The following is a 25,986-nucleotide window of genomic DNA, read 5'->3' as shown; positions in this document are numbered from 1 at the left end:
GTGAACGGTCATTCAAGGTTCCCCCAGCAAAGCTCGCATTCAGCGGTTGGCACCGGAGAGCCTCTCAAGACTGAGTTCACACTTTTCACAGAAGGGGACGAACTTTACGCAGCGATGGCACGCTCGATTCGCGCGGCAACCCACCGTGTCTTTCTGGCCTCTTATATTCTGGCCGCAGACGAAGTCGGAACCGTGTTACTCAATGAACTGATGCGCCAGTCCCGGCGCGGCCTTGATGTACGCGTTCATGTCGACGCCTTGGGCTCCAGTAGCTGCCTTCCTCTGCGTCATCGGCGTCAGCTTAGGGCGGCCGGGGTACGTCTGCAACGCTTCCATCGCTGGAGTTGGCGACAGCCGATGCGTTACAACCGTCGTGATCATCGCAAATTGTTGGTGGTCGATGGCCAGACAGCGTATCTCGGCGGCTTCAACATTCACCGTGAAGGCTCCCAACGATTCTACGGCTTAACACGGTGGCGCGATGCTCACGCTTGCTTTGGTGGGATACTGGCCGCAGAGGCCGAGGCTCTGTTTGACGCTTTCTGGTGCGGTCACCCCGACGGAGACCCACTTAAAAGTAATGAGGGTGACAGCCGGATTGTGCCTAATACCACGCGCAGGTGCCGTATCCAGCTACGGTGTACCATTAAGGACCAGCTGGTAACAGCGTCAAAGAGCATTTGGCTTGTGACACCTTATTTTGTTCCCGACCGAGGCTTGCGTAGGCAACTTATCTTCGCCGCGCGCCGGGGAGTCGACGTCTGTATTCTGACCACCGAAAAAACGGACTCAGCACCTGCACAATGGGCTGCCCGGGCTTTTTACGGTGAGCTCATCGAAAACGGTGTCCGCATATTCGAGTACACACCACGTTTTTTGCATTCAAAAGTTCTCCTTGTTGACGATATCTGGGGAAGTATAGGGACAGCCAACTTCGACTACAGAAGCTTGTTCATCAACTATGAACTAACGTTAATTTCAAGGAGTCGTCAGTTGATCAGTCAGTTGAGAGAAACCTTTTTGGATGATCTAAAGAACTCGCATGAGATAACTTTGGTGGACTGGAAACATCGTGGATTCATCAATGGCATCTACGATGTATTTGGACGATTTTTACGAAAGTGGCTTTAAGTAGTTAACTAGGATGCTCATGCCTATTGTCCTCATTGTTGTTCCATGATGTAGCCGCGAATCTCTGTCAGGATCCCCACCGCATGAGCGCAGAGCCGTACACTTGGCCGATGGAGCAGGTGCCAAAGATCTCACGCAAATTAGTTATCGCGGAGGCGATCGGATACACCATAAATTAGTGGTAGGCTCTTGCGCGCAATCTTAACGATGGCCGCACCTATATCGACAACAATCTGTAGGCGAGCCTTGCAATACATAGCGCTGAAGCATAAGTACTATTTGTTCAAGTATTGGATGCATATGCGCGAAAATCCGAGGGAAAACTCAGCGACTGAAGACTGAGCTCAGCGCAGATTGTGCAGCGCTCGGAGCGAAGCGCGGAGTTGCAATTGTTCAGATATGGTTGATCTATAAAAAAGGTGTCTATACTTTTTATACTTAAATCGGCAGGATTCCTCGATCGTAAAATCGTTGGAATCCTAACGGGACCTTCCAGCGCAACTACAGTGATTGCCGACGTTATCAAAGGGGATACCTTATGTCATATTGGCGCTTTTTCGGCATGATCGCCACGTCCACGATCGTAATGTTCTGTCTGATGTACGCAAACTCCTATGCATGGGAACACCTGTACTACAGCGAGAGCCGCGTCTACATGGCGGTCTACATGGGCGCCATGATGGCGGTCATCATGTTGTTCTTCATGCTGAGCATGTATTCAAACAGAATCATTAACATCGCCATTTTCGCTGGCAGCGCCCTTGTCTTCGCCGGCGCACTGTTTCTGTTCCGCAGTCAGGATTTCATCGAAGACAAGGCCTGGATGAAGGCGATGATTCCGCATCATTCCATCGCGATCCTCACCTCGCGTCGGGCCGAAATCACCGATCCGCGCGTGGCGAAACTGGCCGAAGAGATCGTGCTGGCGCAGGACCGCGAAATTTCCGAGATGCGGTTCTTGGTTGAAGACATCGACCGTAATGGCAAAGCCGGTGCCGACGCGGCTCTTGGGAAATCGAGCGAACAAGCTCGGGTGAAGACAGTAGCCGAAGCGTTAGCCACCTCCGTTATTGCCGGCATTCGCCCAGCCCCGCTGACCGAAGCCGAAATCACCCGTGCTCTTGGCAGCGATGCGACCTGTCGCTTTGACCGCGCGGTTGATGCTGATCCGATTCTGGCGACGGTGGACGGACGTGGCGTTGCTAAGATCTCCGGCTCGCTGATACTGCTGAAAGGTGACGGCACGACGATGGAGGCCGAAGGTATTCGCATGACGCTGATTTCGCGAGAAGCCGATGCGGGCGAAGGTGCGGATCTGATCTTCGACCTGATGACCAAACCGCCGCTGCGCGTAGGCTTCAACGGCTACTGGACCTGCAACTAAAGGAGGCTTTGATGCCCCGCGATATACAGACGAAGAAGGCTGTGCTGTACAGGATGGTTATGCCGAAACATACCTGCCCTTATGGCCTCAAGTCCAAGGACTTGCTGGAGCGTGAGGGATTCGAGGTTGAGGATCACTATCTGGAGACTCGCGAGGATACCGACGCCTTCATGCGCGAGCATGACGTCAAAACGACGCCGCAGACTTTCATCGGTGATGAGCGGATCGGCGGCTATGACGATCTTCAGATTCATTTCGGAAAAAAGGACCCGGAGACCGACGACGCAACCTATCAGCCGATTATCGCGCTGTTCTCAATCTCGGCATTGCTTGCGCTGGCTTTCGCCTGGGTCGCGCTACCGTCGGTCTTTGCATGGCAGACGCTGGGCTGGTTCATCTCAATCTCCATGGTCCTGCTGGGTCTACAGAAGTTGAAGGATATCGAGAGCTTCTCGACCATGTTTCTGAACTATGATTTACTGGCGAAGCGCTGGGTGCGTTATGGCTACGTCTATCCGTTCGTCGAGACGGGCGCAGGCCTTTTGATGACGGCGACGGTTCTGCCGTGGCTGTCGATCCCCGGTGCGCTTTTCATCGGCACTATGGGCGCGGTGTCGGTCTTTAAAGCCGTCTACATCGACAAACGTGAGCTGAAGTGCGCGTGTGTCGGCGGCGATAGCAACGTTCCGCTGGGCTTCGTCTCCCTGACTGAAAACCTTATGATGGTCGGCATGGCGGTGGTGATGGCCATCGTGCTCTTCACCTAGTGCCGATTCTTCGATTACGGCGCGGTCATCCGGAAGCGGGCAACCGATGACTCTGGCGATTGCGCTGGCGGCGCTCCTAATCGCCGTCTGCACTGCAATCCATTACGGCGTGCTGCGGTTCGCGTCACAGTTCGTGACGCCGTCCCGCCATCCGGGACACTGCCTTGCCGTCACTGTTGCCGCGATCGTGCTGGCCCATACGTCCGAGGCACTGCTCTATGCGGCCGGCTTCTGGATTGCTGTGCATGACCTGCAGATCGGCGACCTCGTATCGTCCGCAACCAGCGACGGCAAGCCCCTCATCTTTATGGACTACTTTTACTTCTCGCTGGTCAATTTCACGACACTCGGACGAGGCGATCTCACGCCCGGCGGACACCTTCGATTCATGACCGCAATGGAGGCCTTTCACGGCTTTCTGCTGATCACGGCATCCGGAACCTTCGTTCTGCAGATCATGGGCGGCAAAAAACCTTTCGCAAGCTAGCAAAGCGCTATCGCGATTAAGTGTCTTTGCGCAGCGCTTTATAAACTCATGTCATGACGACGACGTTGACCTTTTTAAAAACGTTCTGGACGAACGTGGTTGTCACTTTGGTCAGTCTAATCGCGTTCGATATGCTTCGAAGCCAACCACCCAAGAAACATCCATCTTGTGGAATAGGCCAGCAACATAGGCAAAATCAGCCACTGGGCAAAAGACACCACCATTTACCGCTTAGCCTGACTGGACACTAGATTTTTTCTCGTCGTAAGCGTAAAGCGTTCATTACCACAGACAGAGACGACGCACTCATTGCGAAAGCGGCGAACATTGGGCTTATTAAAATACCGGTAAAGGGATAGAGCACCCCCGCGGCGATAGGAACCCCAGCTCCGTTGTACACCAATGCAAAAAACAGGTTTTGTTTGATATTGCGCATTGTGGCAACCGACAGTTTTCTGGCACGAACAATTCCGTCTAGATTGCCCTTGACCAACGTAAATCCGGCGCTTTCAATGGCGACGTCAGCACCGGTTCCCATGGCAATACCCACATCCGCCTGAGCAAGAGCGGGGGCGTCGTTGACTCCGTCGCCCGCCATCGCCACTTTGTGGCCCTCGGCCTGCAGCTCGCGGATAATGCGAGCCTTGTCTTCCGGTAGCACGTCGGCGCGGATTTCATCGATGCCTAACTTCGCGGCAACAGCCTTGGCAGTTCGCTCGTTGTCACCGGTTGCCATAATAATCCGAAAACCCAACTCATGAAGTGCACGCAACGCCGCAGGAGTCGTTTCTTTGACCGGGTCAGCAACGCTGACGAGGCCGGCTACCGCACCATCCAATACCACGAACATCACTGTTTCACCTTCGTCACGTCGGGTGTTGGCAACATCAACCAAATGGCCTCCATCTAGTCCCAGCTCCTCAAGCATTTTGGCATTGCCCAGAGCCACCGGCTTGCCGTCAACCATTCCTTTAACCCCTTTACCTGTTACTGCCTCAAAATCATCGGCTTTACCGAGTGCCACATTACGAGCTTCGGCACCAGCAACAATCGCTTCAGCCAGAGGATGCTCAGACCCCTTCTCCAGCGTGGCCGCCAGCCTCAGAACCTCGGCCTCATCATGGCCCGATTCTGGCAACACCGCGACGAGCTTGGGCTTTCCTTCCGTTAAGGTACCGGTTTTGTCTACCATCAAGATATCAACCTTGGCAAAACGTTCCAGAGATTCTGCGTTTTTTATAAGCACACCCAGTTGGGCTCCACGACCGGTTGCGGTCATGATCGACATGGGGGTTGCAAGGCCCAATGCGCATGGGCAGGCAATAATCAACACGGCAACCGCCGACACTAGCGCATAAGACAGGGCGGGTGCCGGCCCCCAGACAGCCCAAGCGATAAAAGACAGCACCGCTATCCCAATCACGGCCGGTACAAATTTACCGGCCACCATATCGGCAAACTTCTGAATCGGCGCTCGACTGCGCTGGGCATTGGCGACCATTTCAACAATCTGGCTCAGCATGGTATCCGCACCCACCCGAGTGGCCTCCATGACGAAGCTACCCGTACCATTAATCGTGGCGCCGGTGACTTTCTCACCAGATACCTTTTCCACTGGTAACGGCTCACCGGAAATCATCGATTCATCGATGGACGACCGGCCTTCGACAACCACACCGTCTACCGGCACTTTATCACCAGGGCGCACACGCAGATGGTTGCCGACTTGTACATCTTCAAGGGGAATCTCTACCTCGGTGTCATCTGATTTGATCAGTCGTGCGGTTTTAGCCGCCATATCCAGTAATGCGCGAATGGCCTTGCCAGTACCTTCGCGGGCCCGAAGTTCCATCAGCTGGCCCAGCAGAACCAGCGTGACGATAACGGCGGCGGCTTCGAAATATACACCGACGTGACCGCCAGCTCCGCGAAATCCGTCCGGGAATATACCCGGTGCCAACACCGCAACAATACTGAAAATATAGGCGGCACCCACCCCCATACTAATCAGGCTGAACATGTTCAGGTTCATGGTGCGAAACGAATGATAACCACGGGTAAAGAAGGGCCAGCCTGACCAGAAAATCACCGGCGTCGCTAATGCCAGTTCAATCCACTGCGACATGCGTTCACCAAAAAAGTCGCGAACCGCCGTGATACCAACGAAGGGCGCCATAGTCAGGATCAGCAAGGGTATTGAAAGGACCAGTGCGACCCAGAAGCGATGAGTGAAATCCACAAGTTCCGGGTTGGGCCCCTCATCACCCACTGCGGCGGATTCAACCTCCAACCCCATTCCACAAAGCGGGCAGGCTCCGGGTTTGGCTTGGCGAACTTGAGGGTGCATGGGGCAGGTGTAGACCGTTCCCTCATAACCGGTGGGTAGCTTGTTGTACTTAAGATCATCGTCTGATGCCTTTGGGTCGCTACCAGCATGATGATGAGATGCATGATCAGAGTGCGTGGTGCTATCAACCTCCTCTAATGGAACAAGATGCATCCCACATTTTGGACAATCTCCTGGCTCATCCGATACTACTTCGTGGTGCATCGGACAGGTGTATTGCGCGGTAGCTTCACTGAGTACTGACGTCCCAGAATTGGCTGTGCTATTTTTTGAGGACATAATTCAACCATCCTTTTGATTGTTATCTTCAATCCAGAAGATCAGGTTTCACACTTTATGAGAAGACACTATGATGTTTTATCATCACTGCTTTTTCGTGAAGCGGCGGCGAGTTTTTGCCACTGCCCCCAGCGAGGAATAAACATAGGTACCTGCCGCTGATAGGCGCCGTACTCCTCACCAAACTGCTGCAACACTTGCTGCTCCTCGCGTCGAGCTAGCCATGTGTAGACCAGTACGATGACTGGAAACAGGCCGACCGAGAACAGCGTTGGCCAATGCACTACGCCTTCGCCGAACAGCGCAATGAACAGCCCCGTGTACTGTGGATTTCGTACATACGCATACAGCCCGTCTGTCACCAGACGGTTTTCTCTACGGGCCTTGTGAACCTGGCGCCATCCCTGAATAAAGAGCCCGATCCCGATGAACGCAAGTGCATAGCCGAGTAGCATAGAGATCAGCATGCCGGTTTCGCCTAGCCCTACCAGGGTCGACCACAAATTGGCGCTGACATACTCGCTGTCCAGACCGAAAAAACGTACCAACAGATAGATGGTAAGTGGAAAGCCATACATTTCTGCATAAAGTGCGATGATAAAGGCCTGCACCACCCCGGCACCCGCCCATTCCCGCCAGTTCTTCGGTGCAAAATAACGATAAAAGAACCACGACACCAACACGATAACAATCAGTGTGATACCCCAGGCTCCAGCGTTGTTGAACGATTCATTCATGGTTTGATATACCTATATGCGGCCTAAAGGTCTGGTGTGTGAAATCAGATTAATGGCGACCGTGTTGCGTTATCCAAGTCGAGCGTGTCCAGTTGTGACACTATGGCTTGCCTGATCGATTGAGGATCACTGCCATTAGCCAGCAGCAGACCTGCGGTATCAAGCGTTCCCCCATGATTGGTGTAACCGAAAGCCAGCGTGCGATCCCGTCCCAGATCGAGGGGGCGGCAAATCCCCAGCAGGGTTTCCGGTCGCATATGGCACACAAACACTCGTAGCTTTATGTCGCTGGTAAACAGTGCGGCTCTACTCTGGCTGGATGATTGATGTTCCGCTTCTACCTCATCCCGAGGGTCGCGGAAACGGCCCGGCTCCAAGAGGCAGACAACTGCGCATGAAATGCCTTGGTGGCTGAGATCGTCAGCCACTACTTGGCAAACTTGTAGTTGATAAGCGCCGACGGCGATTAACTGCACGTCGTTACCTTCGCTAAGCGCAATAGCACCATCGCGCACCAATTGCTCGGCTTGGTGACTATCCAGTGCTGTCGGCAACCTACCTTTGGGAATCGTCATGGCCCACACTTGACCTTGAGTCTGGTAGCAAGCATTAAGGCTCGCCATCGCACTGTTACTGTCTGGCGGATAGACAACGCGGGCAATGTCACTCATCTCTCCCATTAACACATCGCCAAAGGCTGGGTCTTGGTGAGACTGCTCGTTTTTGCCATTTTCCCAGAGGTGCGACGTGGCAATGACAGGGACCGAAAGCCAGCGAGCCGGCCGACCCACGCGTTGCTGGTGCCTGGCAAAGATAATTTCTTGGCGGAGGGCTCCGACCATTTTCATGGCAAACGCTTCATAGGAAACCACCAGATTAAGGCCCCCCTTATTACCCAGCGCGGCACTGACTACTGCTTCTTCATTGAGTGCCGTGATCACCGAACCGTGCAATGATTCGGCCAGCCCAGATTCTGGTGCCAAGGCACGGTGTTTCAGTAAATCGAGGGTCTGGTTCATCTGGTTGCTGCGCAGTTCATCCGGATTCCCCAGTCGTACACGCAAAGCTGGGTTGGCTTTCACAAGCGCCACAAATAGCTGATCGACGGCCGCCATGGGCGAGTTCAGCTCCCCCATTTGCAACCACTTAGGGGCGGGTACTGTCTGTAGCACCACCTCACGGCAACTCAAGGGGTGATCTTTTTCCGCCGGTCGATGATCTGCGGTGTGGGTTGCTAGTACTTCCTTTGCTCGGCGCATCTCGGTTTCAGGCACAAAGAGACGAGCCACGGAATCGTTAAAATAGGTGCGTGACGCGTCATCGAATTTTGGTATGGCCGGCAACGGGGTGCCATGGGCGGCATTGGTACCCGCGCCATAAAAACCGTAGCCTTTTATTGTTTCACCAATCAGGTAAGGCAGCCTTACCGGATACGCCATGGTGCCGGCACGCACTTGGTCACTACACGCCTGCAATCTCGACTCCGCCTCGAAAATTCCCCAGATAAAGGCCGCCGGATCCCGTCCGTCAATGACGATGGGATGGAACCCATTCAACTTCAGGTGCTGTCGAAACCAATCGGTGCCGCCCTGCAAAAAGATGGTCGAGCGCTGATCAATGCGACGTCCGTTGGCAATCATTACCGGTGTCACCAGGCCACAGTCCTCGGCGCGCCACCAACGACTGGCCCAGTCGCTTCCCCGCTGCTCTTCAAAGGCACCATCACTCAGAAAAGCAACCAGCCGTTCCTCTGGCAACGGCATATGGGTATATTGCAGTTCGGCAAACCCCAGATAACCCCCTTCAATCAGCCCGCCGGCCGTGTGAGGGTTTACGTGGCTGCCGAGTGGCGCCTCGGGGGTGCCATCGGGGTTGATGGCATAGCTGTAAAAATCACTTACTAACCGTGTCAAACCGTCCTCATCGAGGGAGTAGCGAGCTTCTTGCTCCGGGTGAAGGTTCCCAAGCAAGGTATTGACACTGTCTATCGCTGCCACACAGTGGCCCTGGCCCATCAGCCAACTGCGAGTGATTCCCGCCAGTGAATTGGCGGCGGTGTAACCAATATAGGCTGGCACCATGTTCAGCGAGCCGCCAGTATGACCCTGAGGGTTTTCCTTGAAATCGCTGGCCGCTAACGGCTGTCCAGACAAGTCTACTTTGTTGGCATACGTCATGTGGGCCACCAACCACATGGCGGCGTTAGTCAGGGTATCCGCTGCGACGAAGGTCGCCAACGCATCGTCAAGCGTGTTGTAGCGCCCAGAGCAGATAAGCTGCTGGCACAAATCGAACACACGCACCTGGGTCAAATCCGTGTGTTCGACTACGCCGCGACCGTGTGCCCAGCCGGCAAACTTGGTGTAGCGCCTGCGGTATTGTGCGGCACGCTGCTGGACTCTGTGTGAGTCCTCAATGGAATAGCAATCCATGGTCACTCCTTGATAGCCGTAAGGACATTTCAGGTTTCTAACTTAGCTTTGCTTTTCAGACTCGCACTCTGGATTGGTAGCCAGCACCTCCACTTCGAAACGGGTGTTCTGACGCAGATGAACCCTCATGGCCTCAAGGACCTCGATTCTTACCTTAACGGTAATCCATTTGCCCGGTGAGGGTTCATCTATCAGGCTTTACCAGCATGTTGGTTACGTTGCTCTGCTGCATGGGGGTTTACAGACATCCCGCAAACCGGGTCTTTTACAGCGTGCTCACTCATTCGGTGTCTTCGGTTTGTCTGCTGGCCAATCGGCAAAAGCGATGAAATACAACAGGGCCAGATTGACCATCGGAATCAGTATCAGGAAGCCCAGCCAGCCCGGATATCCCGCACGCTGGCAGATTCGCCAGACCGGTATGACGGCGACAATGGCAATGACCAGCATCCATATCCAATGCCCAGGCCACATAGTGTTACCAAGCATATTCCCTTCCATCATGGGGTTACCCTCCGATTACGTTATGAGTGGTCGTGTGTATGGGGCTTCTTACTTTCAAGCGCCTTTCGTCTGACGGAAGACGTCAGGAACATCTGCTCGGCAACCGCAATGACAATCATGGTGACCACGGCCACACCGATCACAAAGGGGTCTGAGTTCAGTTTGACCCAGAAAAAACCGCCCAGAACCAGCAGATCCAGGACGATTGCCACTGCTGGCACCCACCTAGTGGCTTTCACATCTTGATGCAGGTAGCGCAGCACCCCCCAATGAATGGCGATATCCATAATCAGATAAAAGACGATACCGAGCGCCGCAATTCTTGAGAGGTCAAAAAATGCGGTGAGAATCAAACCCAGCACTACCGTGTAAACAAGCGTATGTTTTTGGATACTGCCCGGCATCCCAAAGTGGCTGTGGGGTACCAGTTTCATCTCGGTTAACATGGCGAGCATGCGGGAGACGGCAAAGATACTGGCGAGGATGCCCCCAGTGGTGGCCATCATGGCAATCGCCACGGTGAACCACAGGCCATAATCACCCAGTGCTGGGCGCGCTGCTGCGGCCAAAGAGTAGTCTTGAGTCTCAATGATTTCGGCGAGAGATAGATTACTTGCTACGGCAAAGCCCACCAGTGTGTAGATCACCACGTAGGCGGCAATGGAAATCACAATCGCGCGACTTATATTGCGATGGGGGTCTTTCACTTCAGATCCGCTGTTGGTTATGGTGGTAAACCCCTTAAAGGCCAGTATGCCCAGAGCGGTTGCACCAAGAAAGTTACCGATGATGCCGGTTTCACCACTGCTGGAAAAATCGACCGCAAGACTATCGGCCAACCAGACGCCCACCAAGCCAAAGACAAGAATGCCGCTAATTTTAAGGACACCGATGAACCATGAGACGCCCTGAATCCAACGGTTTCCAAGCAGGTTGATCAAGAATGCCACCAGAATTAGCGCTACGCCCAATACAGACACCATGCGTCCGCCTTCATCTCCACCGAACAGTTGCATGGCGTAGGAACCAAACGTACGGGCGAGAAAGCTCTGAGCAATGACCATTGAAAAATACATCAGCAAGGCATTAAACCCCGTCGCCAGACGATCGCCATACGCCTTATGGAGGTACATACCAATGCCACCTGCTGACGGGTAGGCGTTGGAGATTTTGATATAGGAATAGGAACTGAAGGAAACAACGATGGCGGCAGCCAGAAAGGCCAGTGGAAAAAGTGCACCCACCATCTGGGCCATTTGTCCGGTGAGCGCAAATATACCGGCACCGATCATGACACCGGTGCCTAGCATGACCGTGCCTACGAGCGTCAGACTTCCTTCCTGATAACGAGTGGCTCTGTCTTGCTCCTTACTCATTTAACCTCCTGTTATTTTTTCATCGGTGGCATTTTTGAACAGCAAGTCGGCTCATGTTTGGCATTGGCACGAACGTTATCATCCGTAAAGTGGTACCACGCGATTTTTTGGCGCTGCCACCAGCTGCGCTTCAAACGGCCTCCTTGAGCCTCAATCAGGTTAATCAGTTCGTCGGTAGACCAACGAGTGCCATCAAATATCACGACAAGCCGGCTTTTTGGCTTACCTTCCGCGAAATCGACGCACGGATGATGATTCAGCTCCTGAATAAAGTCCTCCCACTGGATCTCAGTAAGGCCTTCGACTGCCAGTTTGCGCCGAAGCAGAAATTGCGCCTGGCTTGTTGCTTTATGAGCTTTGGCCATGACCTCAAACCTCTCAGTTGGTTTACCCAGTTTCTATAACAACACCTCAACCTGAATTCCAACTGAAAATTAAGCAGAAAAACGCTCCGTTTATACCAAAAATTTAGTTACATCAAATCAGTAATTTGTGATGAATTAACTATAGACCTAGATGCAATAATCAAACCTTCTGCTGTGATACGACGGGTATTGAAGCCCTTATTAATCTGCTTAGTAATTTAAGCCTTAATAAGTAGAGCAGTTGTTACTATTCCTCATTAACCCAACTAAGCTTTTTCTGAACATACTGAAATATTTGCTGTTCAGAGAGCATTCAGATTAAGCAATAACACCGTCGAGTCCTGTTTTGAGCAAGAAAAGGGAACAACAAATGAGATTACTGCTGGTAGAGGATGACCGACTGCTTGCTGACGGGCTTGCCAACCAACTCGAAAAGGCCGGTTTCAGCGTTGATATTACGTACACTGCCAGAGAAGCAATGATTTTGGGTGTGCAGGAAGACTATAGGACCGCGGTGTTAGATCTCGGTCTGCCAGATGGAAATGGTCTGGATGTTTTGCGAAAGTGGCGCCAGAGTCACGCTAATTTTCCGGTATTGATCCTCACAGCACGAGGTGACTGGCAAGACAAAGTAAGCGGCTTGAAAGCGGGTGCAGACGACTATCTCGGCAAGCCATTTCAGACTGAAGAACTGATTGCCAGGCTGAACGCCATCGTGCGTCGAAGCGAAGGAAGAGTTTACTCGTCGCTGAAGGCGGGCCGTTTTGAACTGGACGAAAACCGGCAGTGCTTAAAAGTTGAAGATGGCACCGAGCACAGTTTAACTGGCACCGAGTTCCGCTTGCTTAGATGTCTGATGAGCCACCCGGGCCATATTTTTTCCAAGGAAAAGCTAATGGAGCAGCTTTACAATCTTAATGAGAGCCCAAATGAAAACGTCATCGAAGCTTATATTCGGCGCCTGAGAAAGTTGGTCGGCCCGGATACCATTGCAACGCGACGCGGTCAGGGGTACTTATTTAATGACGTTGTTTAGAAAACCGGTATCCATAAAAGGGACACTCCTGATCCTGCTGTTGCCAGCGGGTATCGGTCTGATGGTAATCGCGTGGCTGGTACACGGCTTACTTCTAGAGAGAATGTCGAAAGGGTTTATTGAAAGTCGTTTAAAAGATGAAGTGACCTTTCTAGAACACCATATTCGTCGAGCTGAAGGAAAAATCGATATGCTTCAGACTGATGATTATTTCGAAGAAGTCTTGCACCATGCTTATATTATTCAGTCACCGCTTCAAACGGTCATATCCCCACAATCTTGGCGTCCGCTACTGAGTCCCTTGTTGAAGTCAAATGAACAGGAAAGTATCCAAGTACACAATGTGGAGCTAGCCAACGTACTCTTTGACATTCTCGCCTATCGCAACACATTTGTTATTAATGACACGCCAATCACGGTGATTGTTGCAGAAGATATGAGGGCCTTACGAAATATTCAAGCGGAATTGCATGCATGGACGGGCATTATATCTACTTTGCTGATTCTTTTGCTTGTGGGAGTTATCTGGGCTGGCATTACTCTGTCGATGCGGCCCGTTGTCTCGCTTCAGGCCTCACTCAAAAAATTGCAGAGCGGTGAAATATCACGGATTAACGCCCAGGCACCGGAGGAATTTCAACCGCTGGTACAACAACTTAATCAACTCCTTGATTCACTGGATCAACGACTTGATCGCTCCCGTGATGCACTCGCGAATTTGTCTCACAGTGTCAAAACGCCCATCGCAGCCGTTCGGCAGATCCTCGAAGACACCAGCCGCCCGCTCGATCATCACTTGAGGCATGAAATGGGGTCACGCCTCGGAGATATTGACAAGCAGCTTGAAGCAGCAATTCGACGCGGTCGATTTGCCGGACCGCATGTAGGTAAAAGTGCCTACCCCGTTAAGCAAGCCCGTGATCTTTTGTGGATGCTCGGCCGGCTTTATCCAGAAAAATCATTCGAATTGTCCACGTCACTCACTGATGAATTTCGATGGCCAATTGAGCAGCATGATCTAAACGAAATATTGGGAAACTTGCTCGATAATGCCGGAAAATGGTCCGCAGCATGCGTTGAACTCGCTTTAGAGCAACATAACCGCTTGGCTAAAATTATTGTAACCGATGATGGATCTGGGGTTGCAGAGAGTGAAAGGATGCACTTAAGTCAAAGAGGGCGCCAACTTGATAAACAAACTCCCGGTCATGGACTTGGTCTTGCTATCGTTAGCGAGATTGTTGCTCGATATGGGGGCCAAGTCTCGTTTTCAGCAGGGGCAAAAGGAGGTTTGAAAGTACTAATCGAAATTTCTATTTAATGCTTTCTGAATACTGGATCTCGGCTAAGGCAATGCCGCAGTTCCGCTTGTATAATCGATGCTGAGATAAGTAGTAAGAAAAACTCCTCCATTGTCTTAATGGCATTCTCCTCTCTCATTTTCGGTAGCATTTGATAATAAAATATTGAACTGATTGTCTCCCGCCTAAGTAGAGGCATTAACCAGTAACTACAGTGTAGGGTGTTTCTGTTGATGCCCGTTTCTCTGAATACCTCAGCTATTTTCTGCTTTCTCTCGCCCAAGATTCGAGACAGATGACATTTCATCATTTTCCTACCAACGATATAAAACAGGCATAGCGGCTTTTACTATGCCTGTTTATCTGCTCTGAAAATTGATGCATTAGCTTGCCGGTGGCGTGTCTTGCTCAGCAGCCTCTTCTTGATCTTCCACATAACTCAATAGCTCTCCAGGTCCACATTCGAAGTACTTGCACAGTGAATTGATGGTGTCTGTGTTAGTGACATTCCCTGGAACATTGGCGATTCGCGTCAGTGTGGCTCTGCTGATCCCCGTTTTTTCGCTGACCTCGGACAGAGTAATGCGCCGCTTTTCACGGAATGATTTTTCGTCCAACAGTTTGATAAGCAAAATCCTAATCATGAGTCATCCATAAGGCATATTTTCATCAAGTCTATCAAATGAATCATACATGACGCAAAACAAGCGTTGACAATGCTCTTAAATGAGTTAATCTCGTCTCATAAGGTTTAAATGAGTCATGTATGAGTCAATTGGAGGTGGATATGAATACCTATCTAACAACTGAAGAGCTGTCTTCTCGTATCAAGTACGACGTACGCACCATCCGTCAGTGTCTGAAAGACTCTGTGCTGTTTGAAGGGGTGCACTATATCCGTCCGTTTGGTGGTCGGAAGATTTTGTTTATTTGGGAGCGGGTGGAAGAAACCATGCTGCAAGGTCTGTCGGTTCACAATGCCATCGGCATGATGTAGGGGGCACACTATGGGAACGGTTAATACTCGCGATGGGCGTTTGTATCTGGATTTTCGTTTTAAGGGCAAGCGTTGCCGAGAGCAAACCAAGGTCTTAGATACGCCCGCCAACCGTAAGAAGCTCGAAAAGCTGCTGGCGCAAATGGAGCAGCAAATCAAGCTAGGTACATTTGATTACGCACATCACTTTCCTGACAGCCCTCGCGTTGAAGACTTTCGTCACATTGCGGTTTTAGAAGCGCAGCAGGCGACTGGAGGCAAAATGCGCTTTTCGGCTTTTGGCCAACAGTGGTTAGAAGAGAAACGGGTGGAGTGGCGCGAGAGTCAGTATGAAACCGTGGAGGGCATTTTGCGCTGCCACCTTGAGCCTGCGTTTGGTGCTGTCCCTATTGGTGCCATTACTAAAAGCGATATCTTGGCATTTCGTCTGTGTCTTTGTGCGGCCAATGCGGTGACCGGCAAGACGTTATCTGCATCACGTATCAACCATGTTATGACGTATTTGCGGCTTATTTTGAATGAGGCAGCAGAGCGCCTTGGGTATGAATCGCCTTGGCGTAATATTAAAGCCTTGCCGATGCCTCGTGCTGACATTCAGCCGTTCTCGCTAGAAGAAGTGTCTTTGTTGCTCGCTAAAGTGCGGCCAGATTTTAGACCTTATTACACGGTGCGCTTTTTTACTGGCATGCGCACTGGTGAGATTGATGGTCTGACTTGGCAGCATATCGATTTTGGTGCTCGGCTTATCCATATCCACCAGTCATTGGTGCGCGGTAAGTTAGGACCGACGAAAACCACGGGGTCTTATCGCACCATCCCGATGTCGCAACGGGTGTATGACGCTTTGTTTGAACAGTGGGGTAGGACGGGTGAGAAAAGTGTGTTTGTCTTTTGTGCTCGTAATGGAGAACCACTAAACCATCGCAATGTGACGCGCCGCGTATGGTATCCGCTGTTGGATCATCTGCAGTTGGCCAAGCGCAATCCCTATCAAACCCGACATACTGCCGCCACTTTATGGCTGGCGGCTGGTGAAAATCCTGAATGGATTGCGCGTCAGCTGGGGCATGCCAATACCTCAATGTTATTTCGTGTGTATTCACGTTACGTCCCTAATCTAGTCGGGCGAGATGGGGCCGCCTTTGAATCGTTACTTAATGCAGAGTTTACTGTGGAGGAAGAAGCATGAATCCATTACTTGTGGCGCAAACTCGCCCTGAACTGTTGTGGGCAGAAGAGCTGTTTAATGATGATTTTTCAGCGGTATGGCAGTTTCGTTCAGCCGAGCGTGAGGTAACGCTGTCGATAGTACCGGCACATATGCAAATGGTGTGTCCGGATGGGCAATGGGTGTTGGCTGAGTTGCATGGGCTAAATGATATGTGGCGTCTGGGATCGCTGTTACCGTTACCTGCGATCATCAATAAGCAGCAATTAGAGCGGCAACTCACGTGGCTGCCTCTGGATCAGCAAGCGCTGTTACAAGACGTATGGAGCATGTTGGCGTATATCGAGGATGAAACGCTGCGTGCATTTTTGTTAGAGGTACTGATGAACGACAGTATTATGGCGCCATTTTGCCAAAGTAAAGGCAGCCACCGTCACCATCACGATCAAGTAGGGGGCTTGCTGGCGCACAGTCATGAGGTGGCGATGACCGCTGCCATGCTAAGTACTCAATATCAGTTAGGTAATCGCTCTGCGTGGGTCGCCTTTATTGGTGGGCTATTACATGATATTGGGAAAATACGCTTGTATTACAATCAGTCGACCGGTGTTTGCGTGCAGCACGAGTCTTATAATTTTATGCTGTTGGCCGAACCGTTAGAGCGACTTAATACGCGTTCACCTCGATTGTTTGAAGCACTCAGTGCTTGCTTGTCCATTAAGGTCGGTCATTACACCGAGCCGTATCAAGTCGCGAATATCGTGCGTATGTGCGACCGGATTTCAGCCGACGTATCTAACTGGAAGCGCGCGTTTGTAAAGGTGCCAGAATATTACTGGTACGCTAAGTCTCCCCAAGATGACCAGCTGTATAAGCGGTTAGGGTAGGGTGAAAAGGTTGACTATAAGCGGGCTTTCCCATGGAAAACCCGCTTTTTTATTGGCTACTTTCTTCCTTGAGATCTGTTTTAAGCTCAGCGTCTATAGACTCGGTAGATACTTGCCAAGTCGCAATCTCATCGGCAGTAAACAATATGATGGCCAGTCTGTGCAGCATAATACGTAAGCTATGAGAGGAATAACTGAGCTTGTCAGCTTCTCGTCGTTGTGTTTCTTCTCGGTGTCGTAGGTTAAGCCAGCCAGATCCTTGATGGAATCGAGCATTCTGCTTCATGGGCTGGAGTTTTATCTGCAAAGAGCCACATTGCCACTGTTTAATGATTTTTTTATCGGTATAGCTAAGGGAGAGTTGCCAACGTGACCAGTCAAATATCTGACTGGCAATTACCATAAATTGCTGAAAGGTAGCTGAGTCATTGAACTCAATACCAGAACGTGAGCTATTGCAGTGAGTCAGCGTATATCTAATGATCCAACTTAGCTCATTTGATACATACAGTTCACGGCACCGTTTTATACCTAATGCCACATCGCGCATTTCTGCCACTCCAACCGGGTCTGGCGGGAGTAGCTGATGGCGACGACTACGAGGAAACAGCCGAGGCAAGCTTTTATCTGTGGTGAGCGCCCGCAGAGCCAACGCACTTTGGTGCCATCGCTGTATTTGTTCTGGCTCAAGCCTGTAGAACCAGGCCGTTTCTCGATAGTCATACCCCGTTTCAATTTTTTTCAATACCGCCAACATCGGCTCGTATTGACTTTTTCTGACTGATAACAGTGGCGTGCTTTGACTGCTCGTTCTTTTACTACTCTTAGGGCGCGATATTGGTTGTATATAAGGGGTCACTCGCTTGTGTAAGTAGACTGTAGTATTTATCGCATTAAGAGGGAGTTCTTCTTTAAAATATTGACGAATCCGGTGCGGCCTAAACCCTAACAGAGCCTGTGCTTGATCTCCGTTTAATGGACGCTTGTTATGTTGCAAATGTAACCCTAATAGCAAATCAGTAAAATGTAGATAGGTACTGAGTGTTATATCCGGGCTGCTATGGCCAGCAAATGCTGCCAACGCCGAATACCGATCTCGCAGACGGCCTTGGCCAGTAATCAGGGTACGAATCGTTTTGCGTTGCGCTGCATCATAGGGCAACAGCGCGTTGACTGGCTCTGGCATGGTCACGTAATCATCGTGTAGTAATAGCTGCATGCGGGAGAGAGCGCTATGGCGCAGGTGATAGAGACGAAAATAAAGTCCACCACTTAGCTCTTTCAATAGGGCGCCTACCGCCAATGATAATGAAGAGGTGTCCAATGGCTCATGAGGGTTTTCCCCTTGATAGAACAATAATTCGGTGGAATTGTTATTGCTGCGGATCCTACGTTCACCTAAGTACTCTGCAAGCAGTTGTTTTTCTTCGGTGGTTAACAATGGAAACAAGGGGACTTTACGCAAGGCGGCTTCGGTTTTATTATTTCCGTGTTTGTTTTTTCGCACGAATAGCCAAGCAGTGGCAGACGGCTCAATATCTAATAAACGTAGTTTGGACAGCTCACTCGGTCGAAGCCCAGTGCGGTAAGCCATGATCAGAAAGCATATAAACATTCTCTGCTGACTTTCACCGAGATCCTGAAAGTACTGAAACTGCCCTAACAGAGCGGAAAACAGGGGTTCATCCACAATGGCGGCACTGACATAGACGATACTGTTAGTGCTCTGGTGTAGAGGCTCAGGTATAGGCGGAAAGCCAAATTGTTGCACGCCGAACAGGTGTAGATCTTCCAGGCGACCTGCTCGATATTCTCGATTCTTTTGACTGCCTGGCCGGTTGAGCATTGATAAATACAGATCATGAAAATCTTCACTACTGTAGCTAAATAGATCCTGCTGGTCCGTGGCCAGCAACCAGTCAGACCCAATACTAGAGAGATACCGTTGCGCGGTGGATTCGGAGTTTTTGCGTTCTGTTAGATGATTAAGTAGCCAATTGACGAAGGTAGCTTCAGGCAGTAAAAGTTCTTCGCTGCTAATAGTCTGCAATTCAGTGATGATGCTACGTTTGCTTTTAGGGCGGGCAGGATCTTGGCGAAAGGCCTCTCTTAACCGAGTCAACAAGTAGGACTGAGAATGGTGACCAGCAGGCTGCGATACGCGACGGCTGGCTAAATTAGGATAAAGTCTCAGTTGTGAAAAATGATGAGCATGACAGGTAAACAATGAGGGCTGTAGAAGCCGCTGCCAGTAGCAGGAGGGCAAGCTGGTGCTGGGTTGCTTACCGATAGCATACTCCACTAACGCTTGAGGTAGCTCAATGCCTTGCTGATGTTCCGCGACTGTAATGCCACCGTGGGCGATCTGAGTTTTGGACAAATGGGTTTTTAGCTCGCCGTTGAGTAAGGCCAAGCATTTATCTGTGGAGGCTGGAGGCTCCCAGTTGTGAGGTTTGTGCTTTAAGAACTGGCGCAAAACCCCAAGGCTGATGGGGTCGGGAATATAGACGACCTCACAGTGGGGCTGCCGTTTGTTCGTCTCTTGTTCTTCTCTATATAAATTACTTGCCAGTGTTCGACCAGGTGCGGGTTCCAGTACTAGCCAGCAGCACTCGCTATCGCCCCTTAACGGTTTTGGCTGGTTTATGGCCTTAGCCAGAGCCGGCCACAGTGTTGGGCGATTAAGTCCTCCATAAAGCACCGTAGTTAATAACAATCTAGCAAATAGCGCATCAGGTTCTAGAGTCTCACCGTGCAAACTTTCGAACCATTGGTGCTCGGCCTCGGCGACTAAGTGCGAGTTTTGCTGCCAACTTAGGGTGCGAGTTGGTCGGCGTCGGCGCAGCATGATATAGGGAGGTGGCACCGGTACCGACCAAATTTCCTGCCGGTTACCCAACTCTAGTTGGCGGCACAAAAAACTGTAAGCGTGGCGGTAAGCCCCCACACTTTTTAGCTCCAACTGTAATGATTGCTCTATTTTTGGCCATGCTTGTTCAAAGCCGCTAGCATCAGGGCTGGGGTGTAGTATCTGCGGAAGGTGTCGTCGAACGATTTCGACGGCGGCACGCAGGACTAGCTCGTCTTGCTGTTGACGTTTAGCTTTACGGTGCTCCCAGCCCAACATGGCGACTAATAACGGTCGGTCATCGGGCAAGATCAGTGGGTTGGCCATCCAGGCAATGCCTCAATTTTATGGGTGTTTAGGATCGATTCTATGGTATCTGCCAATTCGCGATACTCATACATGCTCAAAAAACTGTGCCGTCCGAATGCTTCTTCACCGATCTCCTCGTGACCCATCCAGCCGTCTATGACTTCAGGGTATACATTTTTTTTAGCTAACTCACTGCGCAGGTGATGGCGAGCCCAGTTGCGCGCCCATGGCAGCTGTTGTGCTAATAATTTTGCCAATTAAGTAATGCCGCGTAACTCATGTGGATCTACACTGTCATTATAGATGCCATTTTGTGGGCCCAGATATGAAGCGACACTTATTAGGACAACCACTAACAGCCGAAGAAACTATCACTCTGAAAGAGATGTCAAAACACCATCCTTTCCCAGATTTCAGACGAAGGGCTCTCGCACTGCTCGCGCTGAATGATGGCTCTACGGTTGTCCAGATTGCCCAGATGTTTCGGATAAGCGATCAACCGATCTACAACTGGACAAAAGGCTGGAGAACTACGGGATTGGTCGGCATTTTGACTGGGCATAAAGGCGGCCGACCGCCCAAGTTGACAGCTGAAATGTTGGATATGGCTGCAGATATTGCCCGCTCTGAGCCACTGACGCTGGCTAAGATAGCTGTCCGCGTTCGCGACCAATATCCTGATGCCCCTTCATTCAGTTTGGACCGCCTTTCGGTTGGACTAAGAGCCAGAAAGCTATCTTTCAAACGAACCCGGCTCAGCCTCGAAAAAAAAGAGACGAAGCAGCCTTCCAGGAAGCAAAAGGCCGCTTGGCAAGACTCCAAGGAAGGGCCAAAGCAGACAAAATAGAACTTCTTTACTGCGATGAAAGTGGCTTCTCCTGCGTACCGAATGTACAGCGGGCCTGGGCACCACTCGGTGTCACTCATCTCGCTGATGCCAGTGCAAGCCGTAAGCGTGTGAATGTGATTGGCGCACTGAACTATGCTACCGGTAAGCTGCATTTTGAACTTTTTGAACACTCAGTGAAACGGCAACACGTGGTACCCTTTTTAGATAAGTTGGCGCAATCTTCCTGCCAGGATAAATTGACGATTGTGGTCGTGGACAATGCGTCAATCCATCATTTTATCGCCCCCTCGATGCGAGATAAGTGGCTGTATGATCATCAGTTTGTACTGCTTTATCTCCCCCCATACAGCCCGGAATTGAACTTGATCGAGATATTGTGGAAGCAAGCTAAATATCACTGGCGAAGCTTTACCTCTTGGAAGAAAGACAAGTTAGTGAATGAAGTATCAACGCTATTCAAGGGAGTGGGTAATGACTTCCACATAAGTTATGCGTGATTACTTAGAGCGGGGGTTAAATCAGACGAGACTTTTGTATATTGTTTATCGGTAATGTAAAAGAGCAGGTTACCGCTGCCATCCAATGCTTGTTGGCAGCGTTCGGCGATGTTCGGAGCCCGAAAATGACAGTGTTTCTTAAGTTGGTGCAGGTGCTGCAAATAGTCGTCTACCTGTTTTGCCGCTGTAGGGGGGATCACCAGTGTTCTAGCTGAAGGAACATTTCGGCGTTCTTTATCACTAATCCACCATGTGCGCTGATGCGGGTTGTAATCAGTCAATTTACCCATGGGGGCAGTTACGTCTCTATGACCAGTAGAGAAGGTTAATAATGCCCACACGTAACACACATAATGATTGTGAAAGTCCCAAATATTACTTCTGTGTTTAAGAGGCTGTGCCAACACGGTAAATATATGGTGCAGTATTGATGATGGTAGATGTAGCCGGCTACCCAGATGTGATGCTTCTGGTTGGTAAGATGGCAGCTGTGGGTTTATGTTAGCCATGGCAAAAATGGCAGTAACATATCGATAATAATCATGAAGGATTGCATCCTGACTAACGTAGCTGTATGCCAAAGCCGGGCGAGATTGATGAGACTCTCCACGCATTAATGCAACAATAGCTCTGTCCGATCCATTATTCAGACACCAATGTTCTAGGTAACGAGTAATACGGCCTAACGTTAGACGGGTTGTGTGTTTTTTATTTACTGGTGATAACCAAGTGCGTATTTCTAATAGGGTTGGTGCAGGTAGGTTAACATTAAATTCTTTTACCCATTGATATAAATCTTGAGGCAGAGGGCGGTCGAATTTTTCCGCTATATTGGGCAATATACCTTTCAATATATCAGCTTGGTTGCTTGCTGGTACATGATGATACATACGAATATAAGGGGAGCTATTTACAATATCTAATAATTGGTGCTGTCTCGCTTTTGTATGCAACCAACTGGGGTCCCGCCCAGTTATAAGTGTTAGCAGCACCCAGCATGCAACACTATCTTGTTGCTTCAAGTTCGCAATACAATGTTGAATGAGATGATGAATATCCCAGTCGGTAAGCTGCTCAAAAGAACAAAGTAAAGATTGATTGCGGTTAGATAATTGCTCGGTAAAGCGTTGGCTTTGCTGTGCCATTATGGCCAGGTTCTTGTTTCGCTGGTGAATACCATAAACGCGGAAAGTGACACTCGTTTCTAACATCGCTGTTTCATCAACCGTTCGGCTATCCTCCATTTCAGGGCGAATTTGTAACCGTTCAACTTCTAGTCCTGAGTCATCGACGGGTTCTAGCGGTATGACAGTGATGACTTCAGGCTCAGAAAACGTTAGAGCCCGTTTTTTGCGGCGGCGTACAATCCCACGTGACCGAACGAACGCATTACGGATCACGACCGAAAGATAACCTATACCTGCGTACTCTAAGTTTGGTTCTGGATAGTGCAGCTTAAGCACTTCCAATTGTTCGCCTAGCTTCTCTAAGGAATTGATATGTGTGACGCGGGGAAGTTTATGAAAAATCGGGGCATGATTGATGTCGTTCGCGATCAACCGGATCTCACGTAGTGCTGAGTCAATCGCTGAATCGTGCTGTCCAATGATGTGTAATTGACAGCAGCATAAGACGATGAGCCCTAGCCACTCAGCGTATTTTTCATTGTCATCAATTCGAAGCCATGGCGCGCATAATGCAGCTGCATATGGTGCATCAGTAAGCATTTTGTTTTTTCGGATCTGTCTGTACGTAATCTGAATATCTCGTGCGGTTTGTGCCGAATTTTGAGCGGTAGCATTCAGACGTTGCTCTAGCGAGTCGGTCAATAAAGGCAGATCATCTTGATAGCCCTTTAGCATGGGAGCGCAGAGTTGTGCCAAACGCGAAAGGACGATTTTACGCTGCCAGTTACTCAACATCTCAGGCGCTATAACGTTAGTTATTTCCCTTCGCCGTTTGGAGCGTTTTTTACGTTCAATCATCGGGACTCCAAGGTTTTTTAAGAGCATCAAGCACATCATCAATAGAATTTGGCAAGCTGGCCTTCTCTATTTGCTCGCGACTCTTTTTTTGCCTTCTTTGATGCAAGAGAGTACCGCGAGATAGACCTGTCCAACGACACAGCATAGGATCATTGAGTGTTTTGGTTTGCAGAATTTCTCTGTGCGTATGAATCGGCATATGTGCAGCAAGCGAGTCACGGATTTCCGAGATTTGTAGAGGATTAACAGAGCCTAGTAGGGAGCTTAATGCTGATAGCCAAGCGGCATGTTCGATCTGCTCATCTGTCATTTTTATTGCACGGTAATCGATGAGTATGGTGCCATCAGGAGGCTGCGCCGTAGACCAGAGTTGTATGGTCCAAAGAGGGGCAAAAAGTTGGAAAGTTCGAGTCGACTTTGGGCCGTTTGGTGCAGCCGGGCTGTCTAGCATGATGCCGCGTAGTGGTTCTTGGCTGAGTTCTGTGGCCATGGGTTTAGGTAGGTTAGACCAATTGATCCACCTAGGATAATGCGTACACCATTCGTAAGCTGCCCGAGCAGCAGGGTGCAACTCCAAATGAATGGATGAACTCGCTAGATCGATGGCCGGCACAGTATCTCCAGAGCAAAATGAACTACTCTAATGTGCTTAGTATGCAAAAAGAGATCAATTACTTAACTCTTATAAGTTCAGTTTTTGTGACCGTGACCACGTGATTTACCTTAATTGTTCTTAATCGCTAGTTCGAAAGTATTTTATTTTAAACTTTGTAATCAATTGCTTACGTTTAAGATCAGTTACTATCAATTAAGCAAATTTGACTGGCACGGCCTGTCACGCCGGGGGTCGCGGGTTCGAGTCCCGTCCACTCCGCCATTAATCTTAAAAATCCCTAGCAGAAATGCTAGGGATTTTTTCGTTTAATGGCTCCGCGGACACACTGGATAAGGTCGTAGCAGGAGTCCTGGGCGTTGAGTCCCGTTCACTCCGCCATCATTAAAAAGCCCTGCTCATTTGAGCAGGGCTTTTGTCGTTCTGGAGTACTCACCGCTTTACGCAGTCAATGCTTGAACTATCTGCTGCCATTCATCTTGAGTACTGCAGTTAGGACGTTTCTTCTTGGCGCGACCATACCAGTAATCGGCGTTCCATAGCACGCCTTCTACGTGGTGCAAATAGGCATGCACCCAGGCGGAAGGTTGGTCGGTATTGTCACGAATGACTTCGTGAGCCTCTTCCCATTGTTGATTAGCGTCCAGCCATAAGGCTTTAAGAGCGTCCGATAAATCGGCCGGTGGCGTTGGTTGCTTAAGGGAAACCTGAAATTCTTTAAAGTTCATAAGGATTGAATGTCCTAAAGTCTTAAGGATAAAAATAATAAAGTTATTTTAACACAAGCAAGACGGGGAGGTTAATCGCGGCTAAGTTGGAGAGCGCGGAGCACTTGCCTTATTACTTTGCTGAAGCTGTATGCAAGTTGAGACAGCTCGAGTGCTATTCTGTGGAGGTCCGCAAGTTACGGTGGGCGAACAGCATAAACATCCGTACAATGCTGGCCTCAAAACGATACTTAAAATAAGAGGGTGCCATGTCGCTACAATTTAATAAATGGCTATTTTGGAACTTAGTGGCAATCGCAGTGTTTGCGAGTTGGTATCTGTTACCGAATCATGGCTTTTGGTTGGATATCGACAAGACGGTTTTTTATTATTTTAATCATAAAATTGGCAGCAGCCAAGCTTGGGTTAATGGCATTGCGGTTGCTAACAACCGAGCCTTCGATGGCGTGACATTGCTGGCGATGGGTGTTGTCTATTACAGCTATTATCGTGGTGCGACTGCGGAGCGCAAACGTCAGTTATTGATTGTTGGCTTTATGATGCTGCTAACAGCGGTAGGCTTGAATCAGTTAGGCCGCATGATCCCGGTAGAAAGACCGAGCCCGACCCTGACTTTTGAGAATATTTATCGCCTTACTGAACTGGCGAGCTTTAAAACGAAAGACTCTTCAGGCGATAGTTTTCCTGGGGATCACGGCTTGATGCTGATGATCTTTACTGCTTTTGTCTGGCGTTTTCTATCTTGGAAAGCGGGATTATGGGGTTGTGTATTTGTGGTTATTTTCTCGGCTCCCCGATTTATGGCAGGAGCCCATTGGTGGACGGACATTTACGTTGGCGGCTTAGCGGTTGCCAGCTTTGGCATGGCTTGGTTAATGCACACCGGTATCTATGACGCACTATTAGTGTGGCTAAATCGCCGTTTACCACGCTTTGGAAGCTCACCTCGTTAGCCTAT

The 25,986-nt window shown here is 50.1% G+C and carries 24 protein-coding genes; 12 read left to right on the top strand and 12 right to left on the bottom strand.

Going from position 1 to position 25,986, the window contains the following annotated elements; translation table 11 throughout:
• The 4 genes from R0134_RS14345 to R0134_RS14330 all read left to right on the top strand — a co-directional run bounded on the left by R0134_RS14345 (position 1) and on the right by R0134_RS14330 (position 3,769).
• Complete coding sequence (locus R0134_RS14345) at positions 1-1,131, top strand: phosphatidylserine/phosphatidylglycerophosphate/cardiolipin synthase family protein (RefSeq protein WP_319782638.1); 1,131 nt, start codon at positions 1-3, stop codon at positions 1,129-1,131.
• 538 nt (positions 1,132-1,669) lie between these two features.
• Positions 1,670-2,515 (top strand): DUF305 domain-containing protein, encoded by an 846-nt coding sequence (locus R0134_RS14340; protein ID WP_319782637.1) that lies wholly within the window; start codon positions 1,670-1,672, stop codon positions 2,513-2,515.
• Between the two features lie 11 nt (positions 2,516-2,526).
• The gene (locus R0134_RS14335; RefSeq protein WP_319782636.1) at positions 2,527-3,282 is read left to right on the top strand and encodes a glutaredoxin family protein; all 756 of its coding nucleotides are present in this window, start codon (positions 2,527-2,529) and stop codon (positions 3,280-3,282) included.
• 46 nt (positions 3,283-3,328) lie between these two features.
• Complete coding sequence (locus tag R0134_RS14330) at positions 3,329-3,769, top strand: ion channel (RefSeq protein WP_319782635.1); 441 nt, start codon at positions 3,329-3,331, stop codon at positions 3,767-3,769.
• A gap of 247 nt (positions 3,770-4,016) precedes the next feature.
• Here R0134_RS14330 and R0134_RS14325 read toward each other — a convergent pair whose 3' ends face one another.
• The 6 genes from R0134_RS14325 to R0134_RS14300 all read right to left on the bottom strand — a co-directional run bounded on the left by R0134_RS14325 (position 4,017) and on the right by R0134_RS14300 (position 11,809).
• Positions 4,017-6,395: a copper-translocating P-type ATPase gene (locus R0134_RS14325; protein WP_319782634.1), complete on the bottom strand. Its 2,379-nt coding sequence runs from the start codon at positions 6,393-6,395 to the stop codon at positions 4,017-4,019.
• A 68-nt stretch (positions 6,396-6,463) separates the two neighbouring features.
• A complete protein-coding gene (locus R0134_RS14320) occupies positions 6,464-7,132 on the bottom strand; it encodes an isoprenylcysteine carboxylmethyltransferase family protein (RefSeq protein ID WP_319782633.1) in 669 nt (222 codons plus the stop codon).
• Positions 7,133-7,176: 44 nt separating this feature from the next.
• Entirely contained in the window at positions 7,177-9,564 is a 2,388-nt protein-coding gene (locus tag R0134_RS14315; RefSeq protein WP_319782632.1) for a xylulose 5-phosphate 3-epimerase, read from the bottom strand.
• 276 nt (positions 9,565-9,840) lie between these two features.
• On the bottom strand, positions 9,841-10,014 hold the full coding sequence (locus R0134_RS14310; protein WP_319782631.1) for a hypothetical protein: 174 nt from the start codon (positions 10,012-10,014) through the stop codon (positions 9,841-9,843).
• Positions 10,015-10,088: 74 nt separating this feature from the next.
• On the bottom strand, positions 10,089-11,444 hold the full coding sequence (locus tag R0134_RS14305; protein WP_319782630.1) for an APC family permease: 1,356 nt from the start codon (positions 11,442-11,444) through the stop codon (positions 10,089-10,091).
• An 11-nt stretch (positions 11,445-11,455) separates the two neighbouring features.
• Positions 11,456-11,809, bottom strand: a complete 354-nt coding sequence (locus R0134_RS14300; protein ID WP_319782629.1) for a hypothetical protein — start codon at positions 11,807-11,809, stop codon at positions 11,456-11,458.
• A 370-nt stretch (positions 11,810-12,179) separates the two neighbouring features.
• On the opposite strand from R0134_RS14300, the gene R0134_RS14295 reads away from it, so the two are divergent.
• Positions 12,180-12,845: a response regulator transcription factor gene (locus R0134_RS14295; protein WP_319782628.1), complete on the top strand. Its 666-nt coding sequence runs from the start codon at positions 12,180-12,182 to the stop codon at positions 12,843-12,845.
• Positions 12,832-14,166, top strand: coding sequence for a sensor histidine kinase (locus tag R0134_RS14290; RefSeq protein ID WP_319782627.1), 1,335 nt, complete (start codon positions 12,832-12,834; stop codon positions 14,164-14,166). Before R0134_RS14295 ends, R0134_RS14290 begins: the two co-directional genes overlap by 14 nt.
• A gap of 363 nt (positions 14,167-14,529) precedes the next feature.
• On the opposite strand, the gene R0134_RS14285 is transcribed toward R0134_RS14290, so the two are convergent.
• Complete coding sequence (locus tag R0134_RS14285; protein ID WP_319782626.1) at positions 14,530-14,790, bottom strand: helix-turn-helix transcriptional regulator; 261 nt, start codon at positions 14,788-14,790, stop codon at positions 14,530-14,532.
• A 122-nt stretch (positions 14,791-14,912) separates the two neighbouring features.
• Here R0134_RS14285 and R0134_RS14280 point away from each other — a divergent pair, with 122 nt between their 5' ends.
• Genes R0134_RS14280 through R0134_RS14270 form a run of 3 tightly spaced genes read left to right on the top strand, consistent with a single transcriptional unit; the run spans position 14,913 to position 17,198 of the window.
• A complete protein-coding gene (locus R0134_RS14280) occupies positions 14,913-15,143 on the top strand; it encodes a hypothetical protein (RefSeq protein ID WP_413641409.1) in 231 nt (76 codons plus the stop codon).
• A gap of 10 nt (positions 15,144-15,153) precedes the next feature.
• Positions 15,154-16,332: a site-specific integrase gene (locus tag R0134_RS14275; protein ID WP_319781759.1), complete on the top strand. Its 1,179-nt coding sequence runs from the start codon at positions 15,154-15,156 to the stop codon at positions 16,330-16,332.
• Positions 16,329-17,198, top strand: a complete 870-nt coding sequence (locus R0134_RS14270) for an HDOD domain-containing protein (RefSeq protein WP_319781757.1) — start codon at positions 16,329-16,331, stop codon at positions 17,196-17,198. The genes R0134_RS14275 and R0134_RS14270 overlap by 4 nt, the downstream gene beginning before the upstream one ends.
• 49 nt (positions 17,199-17,247) lie before the next feature.
• Here the strand turns inward: R0134_RS14270 and R0134_RS14265 are convergent, their stop codons facing one another.
• Both R0134_RS14265 and R0134_RS14260 read right to left on the bottom strand, forming a co-directional pair.
• Positions 17,248-20,373, bottom strand: a complete 3,126-nt coding sequence (locus R0134_RS14265) for a tyrosine-type recombinase/integrase (protein ID WP_319781756.1) — start codon at positions 20,371-20,373, stop codon at positions 17,248-17,250.
• The gene (locus R0134_RS14260; protein WP_319782625.1) at positions 20,358-20,612 is read right to left on the bottom strand and encodes a hypothetical protein; all 255 of its coding nucleotides are present in this window, start codon (positions 20,610-20,612) and stop codon (positions 20,358-20,360) included. Before R0134_RS14260 ends, R0134_RS14265 begins: the two co-directional genes overlap by 16 nt.
• A 68-nt stretch (positions 20,613-20,680) precedes the next feature.
• Between R0134_RS14260 and R0134_RS14255 the strand changes: the two genes are divergently transcribed.
• Both R0134_RS14255 and R0134_RS14250 read left to right on the top strand, forming a co-directional pair.
• Positions 20,681-21,202 (top strand): helix-turn-helix domain-containing protein, encoded by a 522-nt coding sequence (locus R0134_RS14255; RefSeq protein ID WP_319782624.1) that lies wholly within the window; start codon positions 20,681-20,683, stop codon positions 21,200-21,202.
• On the top strand, positions 21,163-21,702 hold the full coding sequence (locus tag R0134_RS14250) for an IS630 family transposase (RefSeq protein ID WP_319782623.1): 540 nt from the start codon (positions 21,163-21,165) through the stop codon (positions 21,700-21,702). The genes R0134_RS14255 and R0134_RS14250 overlap by 40 nt, the downstream gene beginning before the upstream one ends.
• On the opposite strand, the gene R0134_RS14245 is transcribed toward R0134_RS14250, so the two are convergent.
• The 3 genes from R0134_RS14245 to R0134_RS14235 form a co-directional block, all read right to left on the bottom strand.
• Positions 21,693-23,687 (bottom strand): hypothetical protein, encoded by a 1,995-nt coding sequence (locus R0134_RS14245; RefSeq protein WP_319782622.1) that lies wholly within the window; start codon positions 23,685-23,687, stop codon positions 21,693-21,695. The two genes, R0134_RS14250 and R0134_RS14245, sit on opposite strands and share 10 nt — an antisense overlap.
• Positions 23,680-24,300 (bottom strand): hypothetical protein, encoded by a 621-nt coding sequence (locus R0134_RS14240; protein ID WP_319782621.1) that lies wholly within the window; start codon positions 24,298-24,300, stop codon positions 23,680-23,682. Before R0134_RS14240 ends, R0134_RS14245 begins: the two co-directional genes overlap by 8 nt.
• A gap of 440 nt (positions 24,301-24,740) precedes the next feature.
• On the bottom strand, positions 24,741-25,028 hold the full coding sequence (locus R0134_RS14235) for a hypothetical protein (RefSeq protein WP_319782620.1): 288 nt from the start codon (positions 25,026-25,028) through the stop codon (positions 24,741-24,743).
• Positions 25,029-25,276: 248 nt separating this feature from the next.
• Between R0134_RS14235 and R0134_RS14230 the strand changes: the two genes are divergently transcribed.
• The gene (locus R0134_RS14230) at positions 25,277-25,981 is read left to right on the top strand and encodes a phosphatase PAP2 family protein (protein ID WP_319782619.1); all 705 of its coding nucleotides are present in this window, start codon (positions 25,277-25,279) and stop codon (positions 25,979-25,981) included.
• Positions 25,982-25,986: the final 5 nt, after the last annotated feature.

Origin of the sequence: Oceanisphaera sp. IT1-181 (genome assembly GCF_033807535.1) — a bacterium.
GTDB lineage: Bacteria > Pseudomonadota > Gammaproteobacteria > Enterobacterales > Aeromonadaceae > Oceanimonas.
This window is presented reverse-complemented; position numbering and strand designations above follow the sequence as displayed.

Coding starts and splice junctions, on each gene's coding strand:
- R0134_RS14340 (WP_319782637.1), top strand. CDS start 1,670: ATGTCATATTGGCGCTTTTTCGGCATGATCGCCACGTCCACGATCGTA.
- R0134_RS14335 (WP_319782636.1), top strand. CDS start 2,527: ATGCCCCGCGATATACAGACGAAGAAGGCTGTGCTGTACAGGATGGTT.
- R0134_RS14330 (WP_319782635.1), top strand. CDS start 3,329: ATGACTCTGGCGATTGCGCTGGCGGCGCTCCTAATCGCCGTCTGCACT.
- R0134_RS14325 (WP_319782634.1), bottom strand. CDS start 6,395: ATGTCCTCAAAAAATAGCACAGCCAATTCTGGGACGTCAGTACTCAGT.
- R0134_RS14320 (WP_319782633.1), bottom strand. CDS start 7,132: ATGAATGAATCGTTCAACAACGCTGGAGCCTGGGGTATCACACTGATT.
- R0134_RS14315 (WP_319782632.1), bottom strand. CDS start 9,564: ATGGATTGCTATTCCATTGAGGACTCACACAGAGTCCAGCAGCGTGCC.
- R0134_RS14310 (WP_319782631.1), bottom strand. CDS start 10,014: ATGCTGGTCATTGCCATTGTCGCCGTCATACCGGTCTGGCGAATCTGC.
- R0134_RS14305 (WP_319782630.1), bottom strand. CDS start 11,444: ATGAGTAAGGAGCAAGACAGAGCCACTCGTTATCAGGAAGGAAGTCTG.
- R0134_RS14300 (WP_319782629.1), bottom strand. CDS start 11,809: ATGGCCAAAGCTCATAAAGCAACAAGCCAGGCGCAATTTCTGCTTCGG.
- R0134_RS14295 (WP_319782628.1), top strand. CDS start 12,180: ATGAGATTACTGCTGGTAGAGGATGACCGACTGCTTGCTGACGGGCTT.
- R0134_RS14290 (WP_319782627.1), top strand. CDS start 12,832: ATGACGTTGTTTAGAAAACCGGTATCCATAAAAGGGACACTCCTGATC.
- R0134_RS14285 (WP_319782626.1), bottom strand. CDS start 14,790: ATGATTAGGATTTTGCTTATCAAACTGTTGGACGAAAAATCATTCCGT.
- R0134_RS14280 (WP_413641409.1), top strand. CDS start 14,913: ATGAGTCAATTGGAGGTGGATATGAATACCTATCTAACAACTGAAGAG.
- R0134_RS14275 (WP_319781759.1), top strand. CDS start 15,154: ATGGGAACGGTTAATACTCGCGATGGGCGTTTGTATCTGGATTTTCGT.
- R0134_RS14270 (WP_319781757.1), top strand. CDS start 16,329: ATGAATCCATTACTTGTGGCGCAAACTCGCCCTGAACTGTTGTGGGCA.
- R0134_RS14265 (WP_319781756.1), bottom strand. CDS start 20,373: ATGGCCAACCCACTGATCTTGCCCGATGACCGACCGTTATTAGTCGCC.
- R0134_RS14255 (WP_319782624.1), top strand. CDS start 20,681: ATGAAGCGACACTTATTAGGACAACCACTAACAGCCGAAGAAACTATC.
- R0134_RS14245 (WP_319782622.1), bottom strand. CDS start 23,687: ATGATTGAACGTAAAAAACGCTCCAAACGGCGAAGGGAAATAACTAAC.
- R0134_RS14235 (WP_319782620.1), bottom strand. CDS start 25,028: ATGAACTTTAAAGAATTTCAGGTTTCCCTTAAGCAACCAACGCCACCG.
- R0134_RS14230 (WP_319782619.1), top strand. CDS start 25,277: ATGTCGCTACAATTTAATAAATGGCTATTTTGGAACTTAGTGGCAATC.